This window comes from Georgenia sp. Z1491 (assembly GCF_057652395.1).
Map to the genome: position 1 here is coordinate 1,718,348 of NZ_CM172729.1, position 26,677 is coordinate 1,745,024.

The window sequence follows — 26,677 nt, forward strand, 5'->3', positions numbered from 1 at the left end:
ACGACGCCTGCCGACCCAGCTCCGAGGAGCCGCTCATGACCGGTACGACCACGAGCCGCGCGGACCGCGCGCGCCGGCTCGCCGACCTCGTGGCCAGGGTCGCGACCGGTGACGAGGCGGCGTTCGCCGATCTGTACGACGCGACCGCGCCGATGGTCCACGGCACGTGCGTGCGGGTCCTGCGCGACCCTGACCTGGCCGCGGAGGTCACCCAGGAGGTGATGATCGAGGTGTGGACCAGGCCCCACCGCTTCGACCCCTCCAGGGGGAGCGTGCCGGCGTGGATCGCGACCATGGCTCACCGTCGTGCGATCGACCGGGTACGCGCCGTCCAGGCGCAGCGGGACCGGGACGAGGTCGCGGGCGTGCGGGGCTACGGACGGCCCTACGACGACGTGAGCGAGAGCGTCGAGCGCTCCAGCGATCGCGAGCGGCTCGTCTCGTGCCTCGGGACGCTGACCGACGTGCAACGCGACGCCGTGGAGCGCGCCTACTTCGGTGGACGCACCTACCGGGAGGTCGCCCACGACCTCGGGGCGGCGCTGCCGACCGTGAAGTCGAGGATCCGGGACGGCCTCGCGCGGCTGCGGACCTGCCTGGGGGTGGCGTGATGGAGGGGAGGCCGATGGACGACGACCCGTCGCGGCGCGGGCGGGACGACGCGGCTCACGAGCGGGCCGAGGTCGACGCCCTGCTGCACGCCTGGGCGCTCGACGCGGTCGACGACGCCGAGCGTGCGCGTGTCGAGCGTGCGGTGCGGGAGGACCCCGAGCTCGCCGCTGAGGCCCGCGCGCTGCGGGAGACGGCGGCCCTGCTGGCCGAGGGTGGTGCGATCGCCCCGCCGGAGGGGATGCGTGCCCGCGTGCTCGGGGCGGTCGCGCGGACGCCGCAGGAACGCCGTGCGGGCCCCGACGAGGGTCCCGGCACCGACGTCGACGGCGCCGGTGCCGCGGGCGGGCTCGGGGGCGCCGCTGCCGACGGCGTCGGCGGAACGGTTGACTCACTCGGCCGCGTCGGGAAGCCGGCCGAAGCCGTCGACGAGGTCGGCGCGGCCCGCCGCAGCCGTCGCTGGCCCCGCGTGCTGGTGGCCGCCGCCGCGGTCCTCGCGATCGCCGTGACCGGGACCGTGGCCGTGCAGCAGTACCGGCGCGCGGAGGAGACGCAGCAGGAGATCGCGGCGATCCACGACCTGCTCGCCCGCCCGGGCAGCGAGCTCGTGGTCGCCGAGGTGGCCGGTGGCGGGACCGCGGCCGCGGTGCTCGGCGACGGCGAGGCGGTGTTCGTCGCCGGTGGACTGCCGGAGCTCGGCGAGGACCGCGACTACCAGCTGTGGGTGATCGATGCGGCGGGCGCGGAGTCGGCGGGCGTCCTCACGGCGCACGACGGTCGCGCCAGGGCCGAGCTCCCGCAGCTCGCAGGCGGGGACGTCCTCGGTGTGACTGTCGAGCCCGCCGGCGGGTCGGACGGCCCCACGAGCGACCCGATCGTCACCCTCGCGGGCGGGTAGGGCCGGCCGCGAGCCGGTCGCGAGCCGGTCGCGGGCCGGTCGCGGGCCGGCGCGACGGCCCGCGACCAGCGGCTCAGGGCCCGAGCCGACCGGCGGCTCAGGGCCCGAGCCGACCGGCGGCTCAGGGCCCGAGCCGACCGGCGGCTCAGGGCCCGCTCCACGTGTAGGTCACCTCGGGCCGCCCGCTCCCGCCGAGGCGCTGCCCGCGGTCGGCCCGGCCGGAGTCGGCGAGATACTGCAGGTATCGACGGGCGGTGACCCGGGAGACGTCGACCTCACCGCCGACCTCCGAGGCGGACAGCCCCTCCGGTCCGCCCGCGCGCAGCACACCGATCACCCGGTCGAGCACGCTGCCGACGAGCCCCTTGGGGGCGTTGTCGGTCGCCAGCACCGGCCGGCGCAGCTCGCGGAAGACCGAGTCGACGCCGGACTGGCTGGCGGCGTCCGCGGCCGCCAGCCCCTCCCGGTACCGGCGGTAGGCCTCGAGCCGGTCGCGCAGGTCGGCGAACGTGAAGGGCTTGAGCAGGTACCCGACCCCACCGAGCGAGACGGCGGCGCGCACCAGCTCGATCTCCCGGGCCGCCGTGATCGCCATGACGTCCGCCGGGTGCCCGCCGGCCCGCAGCGCCCGCGCGATGTCGAGGCCGTGACCGTCCGGCAGGTTGAGGTCGAGGAGCACGAGGTCCACCCGCGTCCCGGCCAGGAAGCGGAGCGCCTCCTGCGTCGTCGAGGCGGTGCCCGCCACGGCGAAGCCGGGGACGCGTCGTACGTACTCGCTGTGGCCGGTGACGGCGACGTCCTCGTCGTCGATGATCAGCACGCGGAGGTCATCCACGGTCGGCCCCCCTCGACGCCTGCCCGGGCGCCCGACCCGGCACCGGGACGCTGATCTCGAAGGTGGCGCCCGGCGGGTCGTGCACCACCATGCGGGCGCCGAGCGACCCGACCGTCTGCTGCACGAGCGACAGCCCGATACCGCGGGCGGCGTGCGGGCCCTCCTTCGTGCTCCAGCCCCGGTCGAACGCGTGCTCGGCGGCCTCGCCGGTCAGCCCCGGCCCGGTGTCGCCCACCGTGAGCAGCACCTCGCGCGGCGACGTCTGGATGTCGACCGCCACCCTGCGCTCGGCGGAGGGCGGGAGGGCGGCCGCCGCGTCGATCGCGTTGTCCACGAGGTTGCCCAGGACGGTGACCGCCTGCCGGGGTGGCAGCAGCCCCGCCGCCAGGTGGGCGTCCGGGTCCAGCTCCAGGGTGACGCCCCGATCGGCGGCCTGGGCCACCTTGCCGAGCAGCAGCGCGGCGACCGCGGGTTCCTCGATCGCGGCGTTGATCGCGTCGCGCTGGTGCTGCGTGGCCCGGAGCTCCTCGGTGGCCAGGCGCAGGGCCTCGTCGGTGCGGTCCAGCTCGATGAGCGTGATGACGGTGTGCAGCCGGTTCGACGCCTCGTGGGTCTGTGCCTGCAGCGCGTCGACGAGGCTCTGCACCGTGCCCAGCTGGCCGGTCAGCTCCTCCAGCTCGGTGCGGTCCCGCAGCGTCGTCAGTGTCGCGATCCGGTCGTCGTCGCGGGTGACCTCGGCCGAGGAGACCAGGAGGATCCGGCCCCCGTGGACCTGCGCCTCGTCGTGCCGGTCGGCACCGGTCAGCATGCCCGCCAGGTCCGAGGGGATGTCCAGCTCGTCGACCGGCCGTCCGACTGCCTGCTCGTCGAGCCCGAGCAGCCGCCGGGCCTCGTCGTTGGCGACCTGGACCCGCCCGTCGCGGTCGGTGATGATCAGTCCTTCGCGCACCGCGTGCAGCACGGCCTCGTGGTGGTCGTGCAGGCGGCGCAGCTCGACGGCGCCCAGCCCCAGCGTCCCCCGGCGCACCCGACGGGCCACGACCAGGGCCGCTCCCGCGGCCACCGTACCCGCGGCCAGGCCGGTCAGCAGCACCCGGGGCAGGACGTCGCGCAGGTTGTCCGCCACGCGGTCGCGGGTGATGCCGACCGCCACCAGGCCGATCACCTCGCCGTCGTGCAGTACCGGCACCACCGCGCGGGTCGAGGGTCCGAGCGTGCCGGTGTACTGCTCGAGGACGATCCCGCCGGCCCTGGCCCCGTCGATGTTCCCGATGAACTCCTCGCCCACCAGGTTCGCGGTGGGGTGGGTGTGCCGGGTGCCGTCGGGGTCCATGACGACGATGAAGTCGGTGGCCGTGCGCTCGAGCTCGCGCGCCACGACCTCCTCGAGCGCGGCGGCCGGGTCGGGGGAGGCCAGACCCTCCACCACGTCGTCGGTGGCGGCGATCGTCTCGGCCACCGTGGTGACCTTCGTGGCCGCGGTCGACTCGACGCCGCGCCGCGCATAGTCGTACGCGGACGCCAGCGACAGACCCATCATCACCGCCGCGACGACGCTGAGCACCACCAGCACCTCGGTGGCGACGCTGCGCGTCCTCGTGGACATAGTGAACACAAGCGTGCACCCCCCTGGACCTGGTCGGCAGCCTTGGCCGGCGTCGCACCGATGCGGCACCGAACAAGGAGGTCGGAATGATAGCCGTGCACACCGCGATCGCCATCGTGGCGATCATCCTGCTGATCATCAGGTTCACGGTCGATCCCGTCATCGCCCTCGTCCTCGGCAGCTTCTACCTCGGGCTGGCCACCGGGGTAGGGTTCGGCGGCACGGTGGGGGCGATCACCGGCGGGTTCGGCGAGATCATGGCCGACATCGGGCTGCTCATCGGCTTCGGCGTCCTCATGGGGTCGCTGCTCAACCGGATGGGCGCCTTCCGCAGCATGGTCGAAGCGCTCGTGCGGATCGTGCCCGCCAGACGCCTGCCGTACGCGCTCGGCGTCGCGCTCAGCACCATCGCCCCGTCGATCTACGTCGACGTCCAGGTGGTCCTCGCCGCACCCGTGGCCCGGTCGTCGGCCGGGCTCGTCGGCAGGCACGGACTCGCGCGGCTGGCCGGGGCCCTGGGCACCGGCATCTTCTGCGGCTACGTCTTCGTCGTCCCCGGGCTGGCAGCGGTCTCGGTGGTCTCCCTGCTCGGCGTCGAGATGGGGACCTACCTCATCTACGGCATCATCATCGGTCCCGCCACCGCGATCGGGACGATCTGGCTCTTCCACCGCATGCTGGGCGCCGGCTGGTGGCGGCCCGCGACCGACGAGGAGGAGTCCGAGGCGCTGCAGCAGCAGGAGGCCGCCGCCGAGGAGCAGGCCGACGGCGAACGGCGCCCCCCGCTGTGGCTGGCACTGTCGCCCATCGTCGTGCCGCTGCTGATGATCGCCTTCGGTGCCTTCGCCGGGCTGGCCGGGGTGGAGAACGCCGTCGTCAGCTTCATCGGTGACGCGACCGTCGCCCTGTTCGTGGGCCTGCTCGGGGCGTTCGTCATGAGCCGCGTGGTCGTGGGGACCGAGCGGACCAACGACGCCGTCGGCGACGGCCTGCGCACGAGCGGTGAGATCCTGCTCGTCACCGGCGTCGGCGGCTCGCTCGGGGCCGTCATCGAGGCCACCGGCCTGGCCGAGATCCTGGGCGGGCTGTTCTCCGTCGGGCAGGGCGTCACGGTGATCGTGAGCATCCTGCTGGCCTGGGTCGTCGCCGCCCTCATGCACCTGGCGATCGGGTCGGTGTCCGTCGCCGCCATCGCGGCGGCCGGCATCGTGGCCCCGGTGCTCGGCACCCTGGAGGTGCCCGCGGTGATCATCGGCCTGGCGATCGCGTCCGGCTCGCTGTTCGCGCTGCAGGTCAACAGCAACTTCTTCTGGCTGTTCAAGGCGCTGCTCGGCCTGTCGACGAAGGGCACCCTCAAGACGATGACGACGGTCACCTCGATCGCGTCGGTCGTGTCCCTCGTGGCGGTGCTCGGGGCGTCCCTCGTGCCCATCGGCTAGGCGGAGGGCTCCGGTGGTGGCGGCAACGGGTGGGCGCCCGCTGCCGCCGCGCCTGCGTCGGGCCTCCGGCGGGACGAGTGTCGCCCTCGGGGCGGACGCCTCTCCAGTCGGGGCGGCTGCCGCTTCTGCGCCGCCCGGGTCAGACGGTCGGGGAGGTGCCCGGCTCCGCGGGGACGTTCGCGGGGAACCCGGTCTCCCGGATGGCGGCGCGCAGGCGCTCGGCCGCGGCGTCCATCTCCTCGTCCGGGACGTCGGACCGCGCGACGGCGGGGTCGAGCACCGTCTCGTCCCAGGCCGGGTACACGTGCACGTGGAGGTGCGGGACCTCGAACCCGGCGACGACGATCATCGCCCGCGGCGCACCCGTCGCGGCCCGCTGGGCCGCGCCGATGCGGCGAGCGACGACGGCGAGGTGCGCGACGAGCTCCTCGTCGGCGTCGAGCACGTTGTCGACCTCCGCGCGCGGGACGACGAGCGCGTGCCCCTCGGTGTGGGGGCCGGTCGAGAGGAAAGCGACGCACAGGTCGTCGGACCAGACGAAGCGCCCGGGGATCTCGCCGGCGATGATGCGGGAGAAGATGGTGGCCATGCCGCCAGGCTAGGGCCTGGGCGGTGCCCGTGCTGCGGGCGACGGCGCGCAGGACCGCTGCACTATGGTGCGCCACGGGGACGGCGAAGGGATACGACGGGTGGACTCGACGCGGGACGCGGCCGGGGGCGACGCGCCCCCGGACACGGGCATGCGCCTGAGCAGCTCCACCTGGGAGGCGCTGCTGCGCGCCGAGGTCACCCTCATGCGCACCTTCGAGGCGTCCGGGGACTTCCAGCCGTTGTCGAAGACCGAGTACGACGTGCTGTTCATCCTCGCCACCGCGCCGGGCCGCAGCCTGCGCATGCGCGACCTCAACGAGCAGGTCCTCATGGCCCAGCCGAGCCTGAGCCGGATGGCCGACCGCCTGGCCGCCAAGGGCTACCTCCGGCGCACGCCCGCCGTCAACGACGCCCGGGGGACGAACCTCGTCCTCACCGAGGAGGGGCTCGAGATGCAGCGCGCCGTCGGGCGACGGCACGTGCGGACCATCCACGCCGAGATGTCCGTCCTCGACGAGGACGAGCAGCGCGAGCTCCGTCGTCTCCTGCGCAAGGTCCGGACCGAGGCGCGCCCGGCCGACCCGCGCTCTCGGCGATCAGGGCGGTGGTAACCTGCCCGACATGGCTTTCGTGCTGCTCCTTCCCGGGCCGCGCTGAGCAGTCCACCGCCCCACGCGGGCCGGTGACTCGGCGCGGCGGACCTCCCATGTCGGGAGGTTTTTTTCTGCCCGGAGGCGAGCACCCCACACCGGATGAGCTGAGGACCATGACGACCGAGACCACCGCCGCGCACCCCACCGACGACTCGACCCCGCCGCACCGCTACACGGCGGCCCTGGCCGGCGAGATCGAGCAGCGCTGGCAGGACCGCTGGGCGGCCGAGGGCACGTTCCACGCGCACAACCCGACCGGCCCGCTGGCCGGTCCGCGCGCCGACCGCCCGCGCTTCTACCTCCTCGACATGTTCCCCTACCCCTCGGGCAAGGGCCTGCACGTCGGGCACCCGCTGGGCTACATCGCGACCGACGTCGTGGGGCGGTTCCGGCGCATGCGCGGCGACAACGTCCTGCACACCCTCGGCTACGACGCGTTCGGCCTGCCCGCCGAGCAGTTCGCCGTGCAGACCGGGCAGCACCCCCGGGTCACCACCGAGGAGAACATCGCGACGATGCGCCGCCAGCTGCGGCGCCTGGGCCTGGGGCACGACGAGCGCCGATCGATCTCCACCACCGACCCGGAGTACGTGCGCTGGACGCAGTGGATCTTCACGCAGATCTTCAACTCCTGGTACGACCCGACCCACGTCCGGCCCGACGGCGGCACCGGTTCCGCCCGGCCGGTCGCCGACCTCGTCGCGCAGCTGGAGTCCGGCGAGCGCGAGGTGCCGGGCGGGCGCGCCTGGGCGGACCTCACCGACGTCGAGCGGGCCGAGGTCGTCGCCGGGTACCGGCTGGCCTACGTCTCCGAGCAGCCCGTCAACTGGTGCCCGGGCCTGGGCACGGTCCTGGCGAACGAGGAGGTCACGGCCGACGGCCGCTCCGAGCGCGGCAACTTCCCGGTCTTCACTCGCAACCTGCTGCAGTGGACGATGCGGATCACCGCGTACGGCGACCGCCTGCTCGAGGGCCTGGACCACATCGACTGGCCGGACAAGGTCAAGACGATGCAGCGCAACTGGATCGGGCGCTCCGAGGGCGCCAACGTGCGCTTCGACGTTCCCGGCCGCGGCGAGTTGGAGGTCTTCACGACCCGTCCGGACACGCTGTTCGGCGCGACGTTCATGGTTGTCTCGCCCGAGCACCCGATGCTCGACGGCGAGCTGCCGGCCGCCTGGCCCGCCGACGTCCCCGCGGTGTGGACGTCAGATGCGCCCGACCCGGCCTCCGCCGTCGGGCAGTACCGGGCCCAGGCCGCCGCGCGGACCGACGACGAGCGCACGGACGACGCGCGGACCAAGACCGGTGTCTTCACCGGCCTGTACGCGACGAACCCCGTCAACGGCGTCCGGGTGCCGGTGTTCACGGCCGACTACGTGCTCATGGGCTACGGGACGGGCGCGATCATGGCGGTCCCGGGCGGTGACCAGCGGGACTTCGAGTTCGCGACGGCCTACGAGCTGCCGGTGATCCACACCGTCGAGCCGCCGGCCGACCACGAGGGTGGCGCGTGGGCGGGAGACGGCCTGGTCACGGCGTCGGCGAACGAGGAGATCAGCCTCGACGGCATGACGGTCGAGGACGCGAAGGCGACGATCACCACCTGGCTGTCCGACAAGGGCCTGGGCGAGCAGGCGGTGACCTACCGGCTGCGCGACTGGCTGTTCTCCCGCCAGCGCTACTGGGGCGAGCCGTTCCCGGTCGTCTACGACGAGGACGGCGTCGCGCACACGCTGCCCGACGAGATGCTGCCCGTCGACCTGCCCGAGGTCGCGGACTACTCGCCGCGGACCTTCGCCCCCGACGACGTCGACTCCACGCCCGAGCCCCCGCTGGGGCGCGTGCCTGAGTGGGTGAACGTCCGCCTGGACCTGGGTGACGGGCGCGGCGAGCAGACCTACCGCCGGGACACCAACACGATGCCGCAGTGGGCGGGCTCGTGCTGGTACGAGCTGCGCTACCTGGACCCCACGAACTCCGAGAGGTTCGTCGACCCCGAGATCGAGGAGTACTGGCTGGGCCCGCGCACGCAGGGCGGGGTCGGTGGCACCGACCTGTACGTCGGTGGCGTGGAGCACGCGGTCCTGCACCTGCTGTACGCGCGGTTCTGGCACAAGGTCCTGTTCGACCTGGGCCACCTGTCGAGCTCGGAACCGTTCCACGAGCTGTTCAACCAGGGCTACATCCAGGCGTACGCGTACGTCGACTCCCGGGGTCAGCACGTCCCGGCCGACGAGGTCGAGGGCGACGAGACCGCCGGCTTCACCTGGCAGGGCCGGCCGGTCACCCAGGAGTACGGGAAGATGGGCAAGTCCCTGAAGAACGCGGTGACGCCCGACGAGATGTACGCGTCCTACGGCGCCGACACCTTCCGCCTGTACGAGATGTCGATGGGGCCGCTGGCCGACTCGCGCCCGTGGGACACCCGCGCGGTCGTCGGGTCGCTGCGCTTCCTCCAGCGGCTGTGGCGCAACGCGATCGACGAGACCACCGGGGAGGTCACCGTCACGGACGACGCGCCCGACGAGGAGACCGCCCGCCTCGTGGCCCGTACCGTCGCCGAGGTCACCGACGAGCTGGAGGGCATGCGGGTCAACACCGCCATCGCCCGGCTCATCGTCCTCAACAACCATCTGACGACCCTGGAGCGGGTGCCGCGCGCGGCGATCGAGCCGCTCGTGCTCATGCTCGCGCCGATGGCCCCCCACGTCGCCGAGGAGCTGTGGGAGCGTCTCGGGCACCCGGGGTCGCTGGCCTACGAGCCGTTCCCCGAGGCGGACCCCGACCTGCTGGTCGAGGAGACGGTGACCGCGATCGTGCAGGTCAAGGGCAAGGTGCGGGCGAAGCTCGAGGTGTCGGCGTCGATCGGCGAGGACGAGCTGCGTGAGCTGGCGCTGGCCGAACCGGCCGTGGTCAAGCACCTCGACGGCGCCGAGCCGCGGCGCGTCATCGTGCGCCCGCCGTCCCTGGTCAACGTCGTCCCGTAGCCGGACGGGCCCGTAGCCGGGCGGGCCCGTAGCCGGACGGGCCCGTAGCCGGACGGGCCTCCTGGACGGTCAGGTCTCCTGGTGGGACGGGCCTCCCGGTCGGCCGGGTCTCCTCGTGGGACGGGTCTCTGGGCCGGCCGGGTCTCCTGGCCGGGCAGGTGGTGCTCAGCGGCGCCGGTTGCCGAGGATCGAGCGGATGATCGACGTCCCGGCGGTGCGCGCCATCGAGGTGAGCACCGATTCGCGCTGCCGGGCACGCCGCTCGGCCTCGCGCTCCTCGCGGCGCCGGGCGGCCTCGAGCTCCTTCTCCATCTCCTCGAGGCGCTCGTCGTCGGCCTGCTGGCGCTCCGCCTCGATCCGCGCCTGCTCCTCGGCGAGCCGCTCGGCCTCGGCCTGGGCGGCCGCCGCACGGGCGGACGCCTCCATCCGAGCCGCGAGCAGCTCGGTGGCGGACTCCGGGTCGACCCGCTCGGCGTAGCGACCCGCCAGGGGAGAGGCCGCCAGGGCCGCGGTGGCGGCCTCGTCGTCCGCGGGTCCCATGACGGCGGCGGGGGCGAGGACCCGGGTGACGGCCACCGGCGTCGGCGCGCCGTCCTCGGCGAGCACCGTGACGACTGCCTCGCCGGTGCCGAGCGAGGTGAGGACCTCGGCGAGGTCGTAGGGCGACGTCGGGAAGGTCGTCACGGCCTCCTTGAGCGCGCGGGCGTCCTTGGGGGTGTGGGCCCGCAGCGCGTGCTGGACGCGGCCGCCGAGCTGGGCGAGCACGGCCTCGGGAACGTCGGTCGGCGACTGGGTGACGAAGACGATGCCGATGCCCTTGGAGCGGATGAGCCGGACCGTGCGGACGACCTGGGAGAGGAACTCCTTCGAGGCGTCGGCGAAGAGGAGGTGGGCCTCGTCGAAGAAGAACACGAGCCGGGGGCGGTCGGTGTCGCCGACCTCGGGGGAGGAGCCGAACAGGTCGGCGAGCAACCACATCACGAACGTGGAGAGCATGGCGGGGCGCTGGTGCAGGTCGGGCAGCCGGAGCACCGAGAGCACGCCGCGCCCGTCCGCCGCGGTGCGCAGGAGGTCGGCCGTGTCGAAGGCGGGCTCGCCGAAGAACTCCTCGCCGCCCTGGGCCGCGAGCGCGGAGACCTCACGCAGGATGACGCCGGCGGTCGAGGTGGCGATGCCGCCGATCCCGCGCAGCTCCTCCTTCCCGGCGTCCGACGTCAGGTGGTCGACGACCGAGCGCAGGTCTCCGAGGTCGACGAGCGCCAGTCCCTCGGTGTCGGCCCAGTGGACGATCAGCTGGAGGGCGGACTCCTGGGTGTCGTTGAGGCCGAGGACCTTGGCCAGCAGCAGCGGGCCGAAGTCCGAGACCGTGGTCCGGACGGGGACCGCGCCCGGTCCCTCGCCCACGCGGAGGAGCTCGACGGGGAATCCCGTACCCGCCCAGTCCTGGCCGAGCGGGTCGGTACGTTCGCGCAGCTTCTCGCCGCCCGTGCCCGGCTGGAGCAGGCCGGTGAGGTCGCCCTTGACGTCCGTGACGAGGGCCGGGACGCCCGCCGCGGAGAGGCCCTCGGCCATGAGCTGGAGGGTGCGAGTCTTGCCGGTTCCGGTGGCGCCGGCCACGAGCGCGTGCCGGTTGAGGGTCGCCAGCGGGAGGCCGACGCGGACGTCCGGGACCGGCGCGCCGTCCTCCAGGAGCACGCCCACGGGCAGGAGGGCACCCTCGGCCGCGTAGCCGTCGCGGATCTCGGCGGCGTGGGCGGAGAGCGCGGCCTGCGGGGCGGCGGTCTCGGTGACGTCAGCTTGGGTGTCGTCGGCCGGCGCGGCCGCGGCCTGCGTGGCGTCGGCCTGCGGGGCGTTGCCCGGCGTGGTGTCGGCCTGAGTGGTGGCGACGGGTCCGGCGTCGGCCTCGGTGACGGCGTCCTGCGTCGCGTTGCCCTGCGTCGTGCCGGCCGGCGTGCCGCCGGCCTCGCCCGCGAGGGCCGCCTCGAGGGCTGCTCGGGCGGCCGCCGCCCGTGCCTCCGCCGCCTCGGCCTCGGCCTGGGCCGCCTCTGCCCGTAGGCGCGCGATCTCGACCGACGCGCTGTCGTCCGTGGTGTCCGTCACGGGGACAGCGTAGAGCGCGTCGGCGGCGCGACACCCCATCGCGCGACGGCGAACCCCGGTCCACACCGATAGGTTCAGCGCCCGCATCCACAGCCGCGCGGTGCCCGGCCGACGTCGTACCGATCCGCTCCCTAGCGTCCCTGGCATGGACCCGGCGCGGAGCGAGGCGACCCGGCGGCTGCGCGACCTCACGCGCGTCGCCTACACCGCGGCGGCCGGTCATCTCGAGGTCGATCCCGAGGAGGGAGAGCGCCGGGCCGTGCGCGCCTGGCCCTCGCGCCGGGCGGTCGTGGCGGTGCTGGTGATCCTCGCGCTCGTCGTTGCTGCGCTCGGTGCTCGCCACCTGCTCTCCCGCCCGGGTCCGGGCGAGGAGCTCGCGGCCGGCGGGCACGAGGAGGCGACCGCGAGCTCACCGGCAGACGCGATTGGGAGTGACCCGGCGGGCGCCGGGGCCGACGCTGGGGTCGCCGCCGCGGACGAGGGCGCCGCCGATCCGGACCGCTCCGGCTCGGGCGTGCAGGACGACCCCGGAGCCCCCGACGCGGTGGGCGGCGACCCGTCGGCCCCTGGCGCGGACGGAATCGGGCACAACGCAGGACCGGTCGGCGGGTCCGGTGACGGAGCCGGAACCGACGTCGTGGTGCACGTCGCCGGCGCGGTGGCCCGACCGGGCGTCGTCTCCCTCGCTCCCGGTTCCAGGGTGGGTGATGCGGTCGACGCCGTGGGTGGCGCCCGAGCCGAGGCCGATCTCATGTCGGTCAACCTGGCCCGCCCGCTCGTGGACGGCGAGCAGGTGTACGTGCCCGTGGAGGGCGAGGAGCCGCGCGAGCCACCGGCCGGAGCGCAGGGCGCGCCGCCGGGAGCGGGGGACAGCTCGGGTGCCACGGGCGGGGACGCCACGGGCGGGGCTGGACCGGTCGGGGCGGCCGACGGCGCGCAGCCCATCGACCTCAACACGGCGGGGCCGGGCGAGCTGGAGACGTTGCCGGGGATCGGGCCGGCGCTCGCGGGCCGCATCGTCGCCCATCGGGAGCAGGTCGGCGCCTTCGTCTCCGTCGAGGAGCTGCAGGACGTCTCCGGGATCGGTCCCGTCCTCATGGACCAGCTGCGTGACCTCGTCACGGTCTGAGCACGCACGAGCCAGGCCGGCCGGCTCCTCTGCGCATCGTCTGACGGGCTCGTCGGGGTCGGGGGTGCACCGTACGGCTGACCCCGCCGGGAGCCGAGACATCGACCCTGCCGCGAGCCGAGACTTCGACCCTGCCGGGCACCGGCCGGCGGACCCGCACGACATCCGGCTGGTCCCGTTCGCACTGGCGACCTGGGCGGCCGTCGGTATCGGGCTCGGCGCGCCGACCTCCGTCGTGGCGACCGCCGGCCTTCTCTCGGGCACGGGAGCCCTGGTCGCCCTGCTGGTCGCGCTGCGGCTCCGGGGCTATCTGGCTGCCTCGTGGGTGCCACAGGTGGCGCTCGTGCTCGGCGGCCTCGCCACCGCCCTCGCGGTGGTCACGTTCCACCACGCGGACCGTGAGGCGCACCCGCTGACCTTGCTCGCTGCCGAGGGGTCGGAGGTCGTCGTCGAGGGCGTGGTGCTCGGTGACCCCGACACGGCAGGCCGGGGCCAGGAACGGTTCGTCCTCGACCTCCGCACGGTCGCGCCCGCGCGGGAGCCTGCGTCCGCCCGGGACCCCGCGCCCGCGGACGCCGGGGGCACGGTCCTCGTCCTCGCGCCGCCCGGCGAGCACCGGCTGCGGGTCGGCGCGACCGTCGAGGTCGTCGGCGACGCACGGCCCACCGGACGCGCGGAGGCAGAGGTCGCCCTGATCTTCGCCGACGACCCGGTGCGCGAGACCGCGCCGCCGACGGGCGCCCTGGGGGCCGTGGACGTGCTGCGGGAAGGACTGAGGGGCGCCACCGACACGCTCCCGCCGCAGGCGCGCGGCCTGGTGCCGGGCATCGCGCTCGGCGACGATCGCGCCCTGCCCGCCGACCTCGAGGACGCCGCACGGGTCACGGGGCTCACCCACCTCACGGCGGTCAGCGGAGCGCACGTCTCCCTCGTCCTGGCCGCGGTGCTCGGCATCGTCGGCCGTGGCCGCCCGCGGCTCGCCGCCCTGATCGGGCCCGCGGTCGTCGTCGCTCTCGTCGTCCTTGTCCGGCCCGAGCCGTCGGTGCTGCGTGCAGGAGCGACCGGGGGTGTCGTGCTGCTCGCCGGGCTGCTCGGCCGACCGGCGCGCGCACTTCCGGCGCTAGCGACCGCCGTGGTCGTCCTGCTCCTCGCCGACCCGGCCCTGGCCAGGTCCTACGGGCTCGTGCTCTCGGCCGGAGCGACGGCCGCGATCATCCTGCTCGCCCGACCGCTCGCCCGGCTGCTCTCGGCAGGGGTGCCACGGTGGCTCGCGCACGGGCTCGCGATCCCGGCGGCCGCGCAGCTCGCCTGCGCTCCGGTGCTCGCGCTCCTGGACCCACGGCTCGCGATGACGGCCGTGCCCGCCAACGTGCTCGCCGCCCCCGCCGTACCGGGCGCGACCGTCCTCGGGCTCGGGGCCGCACTGGTGTCGCCCCTGTCCGCCGATGCCGCGCACGCCCTCGCCACGGTCGCGTCCTGGCACACCGCGTGGATCGCCTGGGTGGCACTGACCCTGGCGGGCGCCCCGGCCGCGACGGTCCCGTGGCCGGGCGGCGCGCTCGGCGTCGTCCTGCTCGCCGCCTGCACGGTGCTCTGCTGCGTCGCCGTCGCGCGCACCGCCACGACGGGGGCGCGGGTACGGGCGCTCGTCGTCGTCATGGTCGCCCCGGGCATCGTCTCGGTCGCCCCGACCGCCCCGGGAGCGGGCTCGCCGCAGGGCTGGGTCGTCCGCCAGTGCGACGTCGGCCAGGCCTCGGCGCTGCTCGTCCGCACCGGGCAGGGATCCGCCGTCCTCGTCGACACCGGTGACGCCGACGGCTCGGCGGCGACGTGCGTGGCCGACGCCGAGGTCGACACGCTCGACGCCGTGGTCCTCACCCACGACCACGCCGACCACACCGCGGGCCTTCCGGCGGTGCTCGACGTGGCGGAGGTCGACGAGATCCTCGTGCCGGCCGTCGACGGCGCGAGCCCGTTGGCCGATGCCCTCGAGGCGGTAGCGGACTCGGGAGCCACGGCCCGGGTTCGCGAGGTCGGTACGGGGGCGGAGCTCGACTGGCGCGGCGTCACCGCCGAGGTGCTGCTGCCGCGGGTCGGGACGCGCGCCTCGCCGGACGACTCGTCCGCGGTCAACGAGTCGTCGATGGCGCTGCTCGTCGAGCTGCCGGCGGCACGGGCCGGTGGCGGTGGCGGTGGCGACACCGGTGAGCCGGACTCCCACGTTCGTCTCGTCGTCGCCGGTGACCTGGAGGAGGCGGGGCAGGGCAGGCTCGCCCGCGTGCTGGTCGAGCGTGCGCCGTCCGGCGTCGACATCGTCGTGGTCCCGCACCACGGCTCGGGCAACCTGGACCCCGCACTCGCCGAGGTCACGTCACCGGTGGTGGCGCTCGTGTCCTCCGGGGCGGACAACGACCATGGGCACCCCGCGCCGCGGGCCGTCGAGACCTGGTCCGCCGTCGGTGCACGCGTGGCGCGCACCGACGAGTGCGGCGACCTGTGGCTCGTCCCTGGGTCCGGGGGCTCGCTCACGCTCGTCGGGTGCGGGTGAGCGGCGCTGCGACCGGACCTGGCAGGTTTCCCCGTGACCGGGCAGGCCTCCCCGCGACCGGGGAGGACCGTTCCGATGCAGACGAATACGCTGGGCGGACCACCGACGACCGCGCGGGGCGCGGATCGCTCGTCCACCGACGGCGCCGAGGAGCAGCGATGACACGCATCCGTGCCGCAGCCCTCGCCGTCGTGGCGTGCCTCGTGATCGGAGTGCTCGCCCTCGGTGCCCACACCGGCGCGATCGGGTTCGGCCCGGACCGTCTCCTCCCGCCCGACGCCGGGGAGCACCTGCCGCCCGAGCCCACCGGCCCGCGTACCCCGAGCACCGACCTGCCCGAGGACGAGGACGACCCGGGCCCGTCCGACCGGCGCCCGGACCCGGGCGAGTTCGACCACGGCGACGGCGCGCCGGGCATCTTCACCGCAGCCCCCGGGGACTGTCTCATCAGCTCGGACGACACGCGGGTCGTCCCCTGCGACCACCCGCACCAGGCGGAGGTCTACTACACGTTCACCGTGGAGGAGACCGAGTTCCCGCACGACGGCTTCGACACCGAGGCGTGCCTCGAGAGGTTCGGCGCCTACGTCGGAACGACCCCCGAGGCGTCCGGGTACGGGCTCAGCTGGCTCGTCCCCAGCCCGACGACCTGGGAGGACGCCGGTGACCGCGAGGTGATCTGCCTGCTCACCTCGAGCGAGCCGACGACGGGTTCGGCCTTCCGCTCGGCCGAGCTCGTCGCCTGAGCCCGACGGACACGGGAGGCCCCCGGCGGACCCGGGGAGATCTCTCGGGGGGAGCACTTCCCATCGGATGTGGTGCGGTGGTGGGTGCCTGCGGGTCTAACGTCTTCCCTCAGCACCGCCCCCCGGTGCGGTGAGCATGATGTTCACCCGGACTCTTGGAGGTTCCTATGCAGCGCACGACCACGACCGCACGACGCAAGATGGCCCTGGTGGCGTCCCTGCCGTTCCTCGCACTCGGCCTCGCGGCCTGTGGGGACGACGAGCCCGTCGCCCCGCCCGAGCAGGAGTCGGAGCCGTCGACGCCGGACGGCGGCGGCACCGATGGTGACACCGGTGGTGACACCGGTGGCGACACGGAGGGTGAGTCCGACGGCGGCGACACCGGTGGCGACACCGAGGGCGGGTCGGACGGCGCCGGCACCGGTGGCGACACCGAGGGCGGGTCGGAGGACGACGAGAGCGAGGGGACCGACGGTGGCGACACCGGCGCGTCCGCCGACCTGTCCGAGTTCGACAACGGCGAGGGCGCACCCGGGGTGTTCACCGCGAACCCGGGCGAGTGCCTCGACAGCGTGGCGACCGACGAGATCATCAGCTGCGACGAGGAGCACGACCTCGAGGTGTTCTACACCTACAACATCGAGGCCGACGAGTTCCCGGGCGAGGACGTCGTCAGCGAGGAGGCGCAGGCCACCTGCGAGGAGAACTTCGAGGCCTACGTGGGCAGCGCCCCCGAGGACTCCGAGTACGCGATGTTCGCCCTGAGCCCTTCGCAGACCACCTGGGACCAGGCCGGCGACACCGAGGTCATCTGCATGCTCGAGTCCGCCGAGCTCACCACCGGCTCCGGCTACCAGAGCAACGGCTGATCGTCTCGTCGGGACCGTCGTGGTCCCGACGGCTCTGGCCCTGGCCAGGTCCTGAGCACCTGAACCTTCCGGGGGCCGGCGCACAGCGCCGGCCCCCGGTCGCGTGCGCCTGGCCGGGCACGTCCGTCGCGACGGGCACCTCCGTCGCGACGGGCACCTCCGTCGCGTTCGGCCGGTCGCGTGCGTCGCGTCGGTCGCGTCGGGCACCTCGGTGGTGCGGGCGCCTCGAGCGCGTCGGTCGCGTCGGGCACTTCGGTCGTGCGGGCGGCCCGGGTGCGTACCCTGTGGGGCCGATGCCGGGCCGACCGGCGGACGAGAGGAACGACGCATGCCTGCACGACCACCGTACGGAGACCGCACGACCGGCCGACGCCTCGCCGTCGTCGCGATCGCGGGGCTGCTCGTCGCGGCGTGCGGACGCGGCACGGACGACGGCGCGCCGGGGGCGGGCGGCGACGCGGAGGACATCACGATCGCGCCCGTCGAGCCGGAGGCCCCGACCGAGGAGGCAACCACGCAGTCCGGCGGCGAGGACGAGACGGGGATGCCGACCCGGGTGCCGGAGCTCTCGCTCGAGGACTTCGACATGGGCGACCCCGTCACGGGTGCGGACGGAGTGTTCACCGCCGACCCCGGCCAGTGCCTGACGGCGCCCGAGCCCGGCTCGCCGATCTCCTGCGACGGCGCCCACCGCGCCGAGGTCTTCTACACCTTCAACCTGCCCAGCGGCGACTACCCGGGCGACGACGTCGTCGACTCCGAGGCCACCAGCCAGTGCGACTCCCAGCTCGCGGCCTACCTCGGTGGCGAGGACAGCGAGGGGACGTACTCCGTCGCGGCACTCACGCCGTCGCGCGCGACCTGGGAGGACGACGACGACACCGAGGTCCTGTGCCTGCTCACCACCGAGAACGACGTCCAGGGCTCGGCCTTCCAGTCGGAGCGCTGACCGCGGGCACCTCCGCCGCGGCCGACCCGGTACCCGGATCCGCCGGGCCGGTGGACGACGCGGGCCCGAGGTGGGCGCGCCGTGGCACTGTGGACCCGTGCCTGCCCGCCGCTCCGCGAACCTGACCTGGGAGACCGTCCAGCCGGCCCCGGTCGTCCTCGTGCGCGGGCCCGAGGCGGTCCTGGCCGAGCGCGCCGAGCGGGCCGTGATCGACCAGGTCCGCGCGAGCGACCCCGACGTCGAGATCACCCGCATCGACGCCGCGGCCTACGAGAAGGGCCGGCTCCTGCTCCTCACGAGCGCCTCGCTGTTCGGCGAGCCACGGCTCGTGCACGTCGAGCACCTCGAGGCGATGACCGACGCGCTGCTCGAGGAGGCGCTCGCCTACCTCGAGGACCCGGCCCCCGACGTGGTGCTGCTCATGCGCCACCACACCGGCACGCGGGGGAAGAAGCTGCTCGACGCCGTGGCCGCGGCCGGGCACCCGGTCGTCCGGTGCGAGGCCCTGAAGCGGGACTCGGACAAGGCCGACCTCGTCCGGGCCGACGTGCGTCGCGCACGGGGGCGCATCGAGCCGGGGGCCGTGAAGGACCTCGTGGACGCGCTCGGTTCCGACGTCGCGGAGCTCGTCTCCTCGGTGGCCCAGCTCCTCGCCGACTCGGGCGGCGACATCACCGCCGAGCAGGTGCGGCGGTTCCACGCGGGACGGGTGGAGGCGACCGGTTTCGAGGTCGCCGACGCCGCCGTGGCCGGCCGCCTCGGGCCCGCCATCGCGCTGCTGCGGCACGCCGTCGCCACGGGGACGGGGCCCGTGCCCGTCGTCGCGGCGCTCGCGTCGAAGCTGCGGACGATGGCGATCGTCTCGGCGTCGAGGGGTGGTGGTGCTCCCAAGGGGCTCGCGCCCTGGCAGGCCGACCGTGCGCGGCGCGACCTCGCGGGATGGACGCCGCACGGCCTGGCCGCGGCGATCAGCGCGGTCGCCGCCGCGGACGCCGAGGTCAAGGGCCTCTCGCGCGACCCGGTGTTCGCCACCGAGCGGGCGGTGCGCAGGATCGCCGAGGCGCGCAGCCGCTGACCGTCCTCAGGCGCTGACCGTCCGTAGGCGCTGCGGCGCACCCCACGGTCGTCGCGGAGTAGGTTGTCGGGGTTCCGGGACCGATCGATCCCGGGGGAAGGGACACTCGATGGTCGACCCCACGGGGGCCGGGCCCAGACGCGGCGAGTCCGACGGGCGACGCCCCGCGCAGACACGCTCGGAGCGCCTCGACGGCCTGCCGTTCACCCGACGGCACACGCGGCTCCTCACCGGGTCCGGCATCGGCTGGGCGCTCGACGCGATGGACGTCGGCATGATCTCGTTCGTCATCGCCGCGCTCGCGCGCGAGTGGCACCTCAGCGACGGCGAGATCAGCCTCGCGCTGTCGATGGGCTTCGCCGGCATGGCGATCGGGGCGTCCTTCGGCGGTCTCCTCGCCGACAAGATCGGCCGGCGCACCGTGTTCGCGCTCACGCTGCTCGTCTACGGGCTCGCCACGGGAGCCTCGGCGCTGGTGAGCTCGCTGGCGCTGTTCGTCGTGCTGCGGTTCGTGGTCGGGCTCGGCCTCGGCTCGGAGCTCCCCGTCGCCTCGACGCTCGTCTCCGAGTACTCGCCGGCCCGGATCCGCGGCCGGGTCATCGTGGTCCTCGAGGCGTTCTGGGCCGTCGGCTGGCTGCTCGCCGCGCTCATCGGCTACTTCATCGTTGCCGAGTACGACTCCGGCTGGCGGTGGGCGCTCGCGATCGGCGCCGTCCCCGCCGTGTACGCGCTGTACGTCCGCGCCAGGATCCCCGAGTCCGTGCGCTTCCTCGAGGCCCGTGGCCGTGACGCCGAGGCGGAGGCCGCGGTCCGGCAGTTCGAGGACTCGCCGCCGATGAACATGGGCCGGGGGCGGGCGCGGGCGTCGGCGGCGATCCTCGAGCCGGAACCCGCGCCCGAGGACGAGCACCTGCGTCCGGGCGTCGCCTCGCTCTTCGCGGGGCGCCTGCGGCGGCGCACGATCGGCCTGTGGATGGCGTGGTTCTTCCTCAACTTCGCCTACTACGGCGCGTTCACCTGGCTGCCGACGATCCTCAGCGCCGACGGCGGCTCACTGACCAGGTCCTTCGGCTACGTCGTCATCATCACGCTCGCGCAGCTGCCCGGCTACGCGGCTGCAGCGATCCTCATCGAGACCTGGGGGCGGCGCGCGACGCTCGCCTCGTTCCTCGTGGGCTCCGGACTGGCCGCCGGGCTCTTCTCGCTGGCCGAGGACCCGTGGCAGATCATCGCGGCGGGCTGCCTGCTGTCGTTCTTCTGCCTCGGTGCGTGGGGCGCGCTGTACGCGGTCACGCCCGAGATGTACCCGACCGTCGTGCGGGGCTCGGGTGCGGGCTGGGCCGCCGGGTTCGGACGCCTCGCGTCGATCGCTGCCCCGTTCGCGGTCCCCTTCTTCCTGCGAGCCGGCGGTGCGGCCCTGGCGTTCACGGTGTTCGCCGTCGCGTTCGCGCTCGCCGCGGTCGGTGCCCTGCTGCTGGCGGAGAAGCGGGGTCAGGCGCTCGAGTGACGGGACGGGACGCGCCGGGTGAGCCGGCGAGAGGAGACGGGCCGACGGGACGGGACGCGCCGGCGGGACCGCGCCGCCGGATCTGGCCGACGGGGCGGGACAGACCGGTGGGGCCGCGCCGCCGGAACTGGCCGGCGGGGCAGGACTCCCCGGGAAAAGACTCGTCCGTTCACCGGACGGACACCAGGATCGGGCGTGTGCGAAGCCGGGCGGTCACCAAGAGACATGAGCATGGCCCGATGCGCGTCGCGATCGTCACCGAGTCGTTCATCCCCTCCACCAACGGAGTGACGAACTCCGTGCTGCGGGTCCTGGACCACCTCCGGCTGCGCGGGCACGAGGCGATCGTCGTCTGCCCCGGCCCGGCGCCGCGCCAGTACAACGGCTTCCCGGTCGTCACCGTCCCGTCGTTCAAGTACGGCGGCCTGCAGGTGGGTCTCGTGTCGTCGTCGATCTCGCGGATCCTCGACGCGTTCGACCCGGACGTCCTCCACGCCTCCGCCCCGTTCGGTCTCGGCGCCCAGGCGGTCGCGGAGGCGCGGTGGCGGGGCATCCCCACGGTGGCGGTCTTCCAGACCGACGTGGCCGGCTTCGCGCGCAAGCACGGGCTCGCGGCCACCTCGCCCGCGATCTGGCGGTGGCTGCGCACGGTCCACAACCGGGCCGACGTGACGCTCGCGCCGTCGCGCCCGACGATCGCCGACCTGGAGGACAACGGCATCGAGCGAGTGCGCGAGTGGTCGCGCGGGGTCGACGCCGTCCTGTTCCACCCGCGGCGCCGTTCGACGCCGCAGGTCGCGCGGCTGCGCGAGCGCCTGCTCGACGGCGCGGAGGGTGCGGCCGTCGTGGGGTACGTCGGGCGGCTGGCGTCGGAGAAGCGGGTCGAGCGGCTCGCGAACCTCGGGGGACGCAGCGACGTCCGGCTCCTCGTCGTCGGGGACGGCCCGTCGCGCCCGTCGCTCGAGCGAGCCCTGGGTGCGTCGGCGCACTTCACCGGCAAGCTCTCCGGTGACGAGCTGGCCGACGCCTATGCGGCGCTCGACGTCTTCGTCCACACCGGCATCCACGAGACGTTCGGGCAGACGCTGCAGGAGGCGATGGCCACCGGCGTGCCGGTCGTGGCGCCGGCCTCGGGGGGCCCGCTCGACATCGTCGCCGTGGGGGAGACGGGCTACCTCTACGGTGCGGAGGACGACGACGAGCTCGTCGCCCACGTCGCGCACCTGGCCGGCGACCCCGCGCTGCGCGCACGCATGGGGGAGGCGGGCCGGCGGCGCGTCCTGCCCCGCTCGTGGGAGGCGCTCGGCGACCAGCTGCTCGGTCACTACGAGGACGCGATCGACGCCGCCCGGCCCACCTCGCGGTCCTCGAGGCTGGCCGGGCTCTTCCGCTAGACCCCGGGCGCAGGGGCACCGCTCGCGCGGCCCGTGGTGGCGCTCGGCGGGTGCGACACCGAGCGACCGGTGCTGCTCTCCCGACCCGTGGTGGCGCTGGTCGGCTGCGACGTCGCCGGCCGCGAGAGACGACGAAGGGGCCCCCGGAGGGGCCCCTGTCGATCGTCGGTCCGCCGCGCGGCGGGACGAGTCAGAGCGCGGAGACCTGCTTCGCGAGCTTCGACTTGCGGTTCGCGGCCTGGTTGGCGTGGATGACGCCCTTCGAGGCGGCCTTGTCGAGCTTGCGGGAGGCGGCGGCGAGCGTGGTGCCGGCCTTCTCCTTGTCGCCGGCCGCGATGGCCTCGCGGACGCGACGCACGTGGGTGCGCAGCTCCGTCTTGACGGCCCGGTTGCGCACGCGTGCCTTCTCGTTGGTCAGGTTGCGCTTCTTCTGCGACTTGATGTTCGCCACGTGGATGATCCTTCGGTTCGGCTGATGCGTGCCCGCCGCGGCGGGAGTGCTGACGATCGGTCGGGGCCGTCCGGGCGAGCGGGCGCCGACGGATCCCCTGGTCGTCGCCGAGAGGGGGGCTCCGACCCAGCGGCCCAGCCTACCAGCGGGGTCGTGTGCCGTCAGCGGTGGTCAGTACCTCGACTCAAGGGCATGGGTCACACGTTCGTACATGCGTCGGTCGAGGGCGGCGCCCTCGCGGCGGACCGCGTCGTGAGGCAGGCGGAGCAAGCGGTCGAGCCGCACCTCCGAGTCTCGGCCCTGACCGTCCCAGGCGCCGGTACCGACGTCGATCCACGACCGGCCGTGCCGGTCGGTGTGCACGCCGCCCTCGGCGCGGTCCTTCGACGTCATCTGTGCGCCGAGCAGGTCGCCGTCGAGCCGCGCGAGCACGAGCACGGGCCGGTCCTTGCCCCGGCCGTCCTCCTCGTCGTACGGCACCCACGCCCACACGACCTCGCCCGGGTCGGCGCGGTCGTCGCGCCGCGGGTCGTAGGCGAGCTCCGGAAGGCCGAGCCGGTCGACGTCGTAGGCGACGGCCACGTCCAGCCGCCGCTGCTCCGCCCGGCCGGCGTCGTACGCCGACCGGGCACCGTCCGAGCCGGCGCCGGCCCGTGCCGAGCCCGTGCCGTCCCGTCCGCCGGGCCGGGAACCGACGCCGCTCCCACCGGCGCCGCCGCGCCCGGCACGCCGGTCGTCGTCGCGTCGAGCTCCGCCGCGTCCGGCGGGGCCCGCGCCCCCGGACCGGCCGCGCAGGCGCTGCTCGAGGCGGCGTCTGCCCTCGGTGGCGACGTCGTGGGCGACGGAGCGGGCGAGGCGGCCGAGTCGGCTGGCGATGCTCATGCAGCGGAGCCTACGTGTGAGCCGCTGCACGCCAGCACATACGATCGGGTCATGACCGATCTCTTCGACGGGTACCCGCCGGGCGCGGCATGGGACGAGATGATCGACGGCTCGGAGGTCAACGCGCCCTACCGGCCGGTCCATGAGGCACTGACGGAGCTGAGCACCGAGGAGCTCGCCGCCCGGTCGGACTCCCTGGCACGCAGCTATCTCGCCCAGGGCATCACGTTCGACTACGGGGGAGAGGAACGGCCGTTCCCGCTCGACACCGTGCCGCGGGTCGTCGCGGCCGAGGAGTGGGACCTGCTGGCCCCGGGCGTCGCGCAGCGCGTCAAGGCGCTGGAGTCCTTCCTCGAAGACGTCTACACCGACCAGCGCGTCATCGACGAGGGCGTGATCCCGCGCCGCGTGGTCGTCACCTCGCAGCACTTCACGCGGGCCGCCATGGGGTTCCGCCCGCCGGGCGGTGTGCGGGTGCACGTCTCCGGGATCGACGTCGTGCGGGACTCCGCGCAGGGCTGGCGGGTCCTGGAGGACAACGTCCGCGTGCCGTCCGGCGTGAGCTACGTGCTGTCCAACCGGCGCGCGATGACGCAGACGTTCCCCGAGCTGTTCGCCGCGCTGCGCGTGCGCCCGGTCGTCGACTACCCCCGCCGACTGCTCGCCGCCCTGACGGCGACGGCACCGGACGGCGTGGACGACCCGACCGTCGTCGTGCTCACGCCGGGCGTCTACAACTCCGCCTACTTCGAGCACTCGCTGCTGGCGCGCCTCATGGGCGTCGAGCTCGTGGAGGGCCGCGACCTGTTCGTCGCCGGCGGGCGCGTGTACATGCGCACCACCTCCGGCAGGCGCCGGGTCGACGTCATCTACCGCCGGGTCGACGACGACTTCCTCGACCCGGTGGTCTTCCGCTCCGACTCCATGCTCGGCTGCCCCGGCCTCATGTCGGTCGCCCGCGCGGGGAACGTGACCATCTCCAACGCCGTGGGCAACGGGGTGGCCGACGACAAGCTCGTCTACACCTACGTCCCCGACCTCATCCGCTTCTACCTCGGGGAGGAGCCCCTGCTGGCGAACGTCGACACGTGGCGCCTCGAGGAGCCCGACGCGCTGGCCGAGGTCCTCGACCGGCTCGACGAGCTCGTGGTCAAGCCGGTCGACGGCTCGGGCGGCAAGGGCATCCTCATCGGCCCCGCGGCCGGCCGCGAGGAGCTCGACGCCGCACGTCGACGCCTCCGGGCGGACCCGCGCGGGTGGATCGCGCAGCCGGTCGTCCAGCTCTCGACCGTGCCGACCATGGTCGAGAGCCGGGCGCGGCCGCGGCACGTCGACCTGCGTCCGTTCGCCGTGCACGGCGGGGAGGACGTCTTCGTCCTGCCCGGCGGCCTGACCCGGGTCGCGCTCCAGGAGGGTCAGCTCGTCGTCAACTCCTCCCAGGGCGGCGGCTCGAAGGACACCTGGGTGGTGGGTGGCCGACCGAGACTGAGGCGACCGCCGGCGGACGCCGGCGAGGAGGAGCGCGCGACGGCTCCCGTGCCGCAGGGCGTCCCGCTGGACTCCGACCGGGAGGGCACGGTGCGCGTGCAGCACGAGCAGCAGCAGCAGTCCGGCCCGACGACGGGGGTGACGACGTGCTGAGCCGCATCGCCGAGTCGCTGTTCTGGATCGGCCGCTACGTGGAGCGCGGGGACGCCACGGCCCGGCTGCTCGACACCCACCTGCAGCTCCTCCTGGAGGACCCGTGGGTCGACGAGGACACCGCCTGCCGCGGCCTGCTGGCGATCATGGGCCAGTCGACGTCGGACGAGGACGAGGTGGCTCGCCGTGACGTCCTGGACCGCCTCGCCTACGACCGGACGTCGCCGGCGTCGATCGCGGGCACCATCTGGTCGGCCCGCGAGGCTGCACGGCGCGCCCGCGAGACGGTCTCCTCGGAGCTGTGGGAGGTCCTCAACCACACGTACAACTCCCAGAAGGACATGGCGCTGCTGCGCTCCGCGCACGACTACTTCGGGTGGGTGCGGCAGCGCAGCGCGATCGTGTCCGGGCTCGTCGACTCGACGATGAGCCGCGGGGAGACGTGGAGCTTCCTCGTGCTCGGACGCTCCCTGGAGCGCGCGGACATGACGGCGCGGCTGGTCGCCACGCGCGCCGTGACGACGGCCGGCGCGCCGGACTGGACGACCCTGCTGCGCTCGACCGGCGCCTTCGAGGCGTTCCTGCGCTCCACGCGCGGGCGGGCCGGGGACCGTCAGGCGGCGCAGTTCCTCCTCGTCGACCGGCTGTTCCCGCGTTCCGTGGTGCACTCGCTGGACCAGGCGGAGCGGTGCCTGGTCGAGCTGCGCAGCACGATCGGCGAGCAGGTGGCCGTGCCGGACGAGGGCGGCAGGATCCTGGGCCGGGCGAGGTCCCGGATCGAGTACATGGCGATGAACGACGTGCAGGAGAACCTGCTCGACGAGATGGAGACGATCCAGGTGGCCTGTCAGAGCGCCGCGGACGCGGTGCGGGCGAAGTTCTTCGTCGGCGAGCCGGCCGCTTGGAAGGGGGAGAGCGCGTGAGCGTCATCCGAGTCGTGCACCGCACGACCTTCAGCTACGACCAGCCGGTCCTCGCCTCATACAACGAGGCGCGCATGCGGCCGGCCGCGACCGCCGGGCAGCGGGTGCTGGACACCGAGCTGCACGTGCCGACCGCGACCCACCTGTCCGCCTACACGGACTACTTCGGCACCACGGTCGACGTCGTTGAGGTGCTCGCGCCGCACGAGACGCTCACGGTGCGCGCCGAGTGCCTCGTCGAGCGCGACCCGGCGCAGCGGTTCGAGGGGGCGTCCTGGGAGGACGTGCGCCGTCCGGAGGCCGTCGACGCGCTCGGGGAGTGGCTCCAGCCCGACCCGGTGACGGACCCGCCCGAGGAGCTCGCCAGGTTCGCGGCCGACGCTGCTGCGCGCCTGGACCCGCAGGACGCCGCGATCGAGATCTGCGAGCACATCGGCGACCGGGTCGAGTACCGCAGCGGCGTGACGTCCGTGCACGGCCTGGCCGCCGACGCGTGGCGGGCGGGCAAGGGCGTGTGCCAGGACATCACGCACCTCGCGCTCGGCGCTCTGCGCTCGGTCGGGATCCCGGCGCGATACGTCTCCGGCTACATCCATCCGGAGAGTGCGCAGGTCGGCGAGCCGGTGCTCGGCGAGTCCCACGCGTGGGTCGAGTTCTCGGCCGGTCGCTGGACGCAGCACGACCCGACCAACCGGACCGACGTCGGCGAGCTGCACGTGCGTGTCGCGCACGGTCGCAGCTATGCCGACGTCTCGCCCCTGCGGGGGGTCTACTCCGGTGGCGGGACGTCGCGGCAGACCGTCGAGGTCCGCACCACCCGGGAGTCGTAGTCCACGAACGAG

At 74.3% G+C, this 26,677-nt stretch carries 22 protein-coding genes; 16 read left to right on the forward strand and 6 right to left on the reverse strand.

Annotated features, from left to right (window positions below; genetic code table 11):
- Positions 1 to 35: 35 nt before the first annotated feature.
- Complete coding sequence (gene sigK, locus AC24HA_RS08070; RefSeq protein WP_425709110.1) at positions 36 to 611, forward strand: ECF RNA polymerase sigma factor SigK; 576 nt, start codon at positions 36 to 38, stop codon at positions 609 to 611.
- A gap of 14 nt (positions 612 to 625) precedes the next feature.
- The gene (locus AC24HA_RS08075) at positions 626 to 1,507 is read left to right on the forward strand and encodes an anti-sigma factor (RefSeq protein WP_425709109.1); all 882 of its coding nucleotides are present in this window, start codon (positions 626 to 628) and stop codon (positions 1,505 to 1,507) included.
- A gap of 145 nt (positions 1,508 to 1,652) precedes the next feature.
- On the opposite strand, the gene AC24HA_RS08080 is transcribed toward AC24HA_RS08075, so the two are convergent.
- Together AC24HA_RS08080 and AC24HA_RS08085 are read right to left on the reverse strand one after the other, a co-directional pair.
- Positions 1,653 to 2,342: a response regulator gene (locus AC24HA_RS08080; protein WP_425709108.1), complete on the reverse strand. Its 690-nt coding sequence runs from the start codon at positions 2,340 to 2,342 to the stop codon at positions 1,653 to 1,655.
- Positions 2,335 to 3,948 (reverse strand): sensor histidine kinase, encoded by a 1,614-nt coding sequence (locus AC24HA_RS08085; RefSeq protein ID WP_425709107.1) that lies wholly within the window; start codon positions 3,946 to 3,948, stop codon positions 2,335 to 2,337. Before AC24HA_RS08085 ends, AC24HA_RS08080 begins: the two co-directional genes overlap by 8 nt.
- Before the next feature lie 86 nt (positions 3,949 to 4,034).
- Between AC24HA_RS08085 and AC24HA_RS08090 the strand changes: the two genes are divergently transcribed.
- Positions 4,035 to 5,387: a GntP family permease gene (locus tag AC24HA_RS08090; RefSeq protein WP_425709106.1), complete on the forward strand. Its 1,353-nt coding sequence runs from the start codon at positions 4,035 to 4,037 to the stop codon at positions 5,385 to 5,387.
- 139 nt (positions 5,388 to 5,526) lie between these two features.
- On the opposite strand, the gene AC24HA_RS08095 is transcribed toward AC24HA_RS08090, so the two are convergent.
- Complete coding sequence (locus tag AC24HA_RS08095) at positions 5,527 to 5,976, reverse strand: HIT family protein (protein ID WP_425709105.1); 450 nt, start codon at positions 5,974 to 5,976, stop codon at positions 5,527 to 5,529.
- A gap of 100 nt (positions 5,977 to 6,076) precedes the next feature.
- On the opposite strand from AC24HA_RS08095, the gene AC24HA_RS08100 reads away from it, so the two are divergent.
- A complete protein-coding gene (locus tag AC24HA_RS08100; protein ID WP_425709104.1) occupies positions 6,077 to 6,589 on the forward strand; it encodes a MarR family winged helix-turn-helix transcriptional regulator in 513 nt (170 codons plus the stop codon).
- Positions 6,590 to 6,744: 155 nt separating this feature from the next.
- Positions 6,745 to 9,621 (forward strand): leucine--tRNA ligase, encoded by a 2,877-nt coding sequence (gene leuS, locus AC24HA_RS08105; protein ID WP_425709103.1) that lies wholly within the window; start codon positions 6,745 to 6,747, stop codon positions 9,619 to 9,621.
- A 165-nt stretch (positions 9,622 to 9,786) separates the two neighbouring features.
- Here leuS and AC24HA_RS08110 read toward each other — a convergent pair whose 3' ends face one another.
- Positions 9,787 to 11,760 (reverse strand): helicase HerA-like domain-containing protein, encoded by a 1,974-nt coding sequence (locus tag AC24HA_RS08110; RefSeq protein ID WP_487563595.1) that lies wholly within the window; start codon positions 11,758 to 11,760, stop codon positions 9,787 to 9,789.
- 106 nt (positions 11,761 to 11,866) lie between these two features.
- Between AC24HA_RS08110 and AC24HA_RS08115 the strand changes: the two genes are divergently transcribed.
- The 8 genes from AC24HA_RS08115 to AC24HA_RS08150 all read left to right on the forward strand — a co-directional run bounded on the left by AC24HA_RS08115 (position 11,867) and on the right by AC24HA_RS08150 (position 21,938).
- The gene (locus AC24HA_RS08115; RefSeq protein ID WP_425709101.1) at positions 11,867 to 12,850 is read left to right on the forward strand and encodes a ComEA family DNA-binding protein; all 984 of its coding nucleotides are present in this window, start codon (positions 11,867 to 11,869) and stop codon (positions 12,848 to 12,850) included.
- A gap of 64 nt (positions 12,851 to 12,914) precedes the next feature.
- Positions 12,915 to 15,398: a ComEC/Rec2 family competence protein gene (locus AC24HA_RS08120; RefSeq protein ID WP_425709100.1), complete on the forward strand. Its 2,484-nt coding sequence runs from the start codon at positions 12,915 to 12,917 to the stop codon at positions 15,396 to 15,398.
- A 158-nt stretch (positions 15,399 to 15,556) separates the two neighbouring features.
- Positions 15,557 to 16,144 (forward strand): septum formation family protein, encoded by a 588-nt coding sequence (locus AC24HA_RS08125; protein ID WP_425709099.1) that lies wholly within the window; start codon positions 15,557 to 15,559, stop codon positions 16,142 to 16,144.
- A 167-nt stretch (positions 16,145 to 16,311) separates the two neighbouring features.
- Complete coding sequence (locus AC24HA_RS08130) at positions 16,312 to 17,013, forward strand: septum formation family protein (protein ID WP_425709098.1); 702 nt, start codon at positions 16,312 to 16,314, stop codon at positions 17,011 to 17,013.
- Between the two features lie 328 nt (positions 17,014 to 17,341).
- Positions 17,342 to 17,962: a septum formation family protein gene (locus tag AC24HA_RS08135; RefSeq protein WP_425709097.1), complete on the forward strand. Its 621-nt coding sequence runs from the start codon at positions 17,342 to 17,344 to the stop codon at positions 17,960 to 17,962.
- A 97-nt stretch (positions 17,963 to 18,059) separates the two neighbouring features.
- Positions 18,060 to 19,037 (forward strand): DNA polymerase III subunit delta, encoded by a 978-nt coding sequence (holA, locus tag AC24HA_RS08140; protein ID WP_425709096.1) that lies wholly within the window; start codon positions 18,060 to 18,062, stop codon positions 19,035 to 19,037.
- 109 nt (positions 19,038 to 19,146) lie between these two features.
- Positions 19,147 to 20,544 carry an MFS transporter gene (locus AC24HA_RS08145; RefSeq protein ID WP_425709095.1) on the forward strand — a complete coding sequence of 466 codons (1,398 nt, stop codon included), beginning with the start codon at positions 19,147 to 19,149 and terminating at the stop codon, positions 20,542 to 20,544.
- A 239-nt stretch (positions 20,545 to 20,783) separates the two neighbouring features.
- A complete protein-coding gene (locus AC24HA_RS08150) occupies positions 20,784 to 21,938 on the forward strand; it encodes a glycosyltransferase family 4 protein (protein WP_425709094.1) in 1,155 nt (384 codons plus the stop codon).
- Between the two features lie 190 nt (positions 21,939 to 22,128).
- Here AC24HA_RS08150 and rpsT read toward each other — a convergent pair whose 3' ends face one another.
- Positions 22,129 to 22,389 carry a 30S ribosomal protein S20 gene (gene rpsT / locus AC24HA_RS08155; protein WP_425709093.1) on the reverse strand — a complete coding sequence of 87 codons (261 nt, stop codon included), beginning with the start codon at positions 22,387 to 22,389 and terminating at the stop codon, positions 22,129 to 22,131.
- A 171-nt stretch (positions 22,390 to 22,560) separates the two neighbouring features.
- The gene (locus AC24HA_RS08160) at positions 22,561 to 23,271 is read right to left on the reverse strand and encodes a type II toxin-antitoxin system PemK/MazF family toxin (RefSeq protein WP_425709092.1); all 711 of its coding nucleotides are present in this window, start codon (positions 23,269 to 23,271) and stop codon (positions 22,561 to 22,563) included.
- 51 nt (positions 23,272 to 23,322) lie between these two features.
- Here AC24HA_RS08160 and AC24HA_RS08165 point away from each other — a divergent pair, with 51 nt between their 5' ends.
- Genes AC24HA_RS08165 through AC24HA_RS08175 form a run of 3 tightly spaced genes read left to right on the forward strand, consistent with a single transcriptional unit; the run spans position 23,323 to position 26,665 of the window.
- Positions 23,323 to 24,912 carry a circularly permuted type 2 ATP-grasp protein gene (locus tag AC24HA_RS08165; RefSeq protein ID WP_425709091.1) on the forward strand — a complete coding sequence of 530 codons (1,590 nt, stop codon included), beginning with the start codon at positions 23,323 to 23,325 and terminating at the stop codon, positions 24,910 to 24,912.
- Positions 24,906 to 25,835: an alpha-E domain-containing protein gene (locus tag AC24HA_RS08170; RefSeq protein WP_425709090.1), complete on the forward strand. Its 930-nt coding sequence runs from the start codon at positions 24,906 to 24,908 to the stop codon at positions 25,833 to 25,835. Before AC24HA_RS08165 ends, AC24HA_RS08170 begins: the two co-directional genes overlap by 7 nt.
- On the forward strand, positions 25,832 to 26,665 hold the full coding sequence (locus AC24HA_RS08175) for a transglutaminase family protein (RefSeq protein WP_425709089.1): 834 nt from the start codon (positions 25,832 to 25,834) through the stop codon (positions 26,663 to 26,665). Before AC24HA_RS08170 ends, AC24HA_RS08175 begins: the two co-directional genes overlap by 4 nt.
- The last annotated feature ends 12 nt before the right edge of the window (positions 26,666 to 26,677 follow it).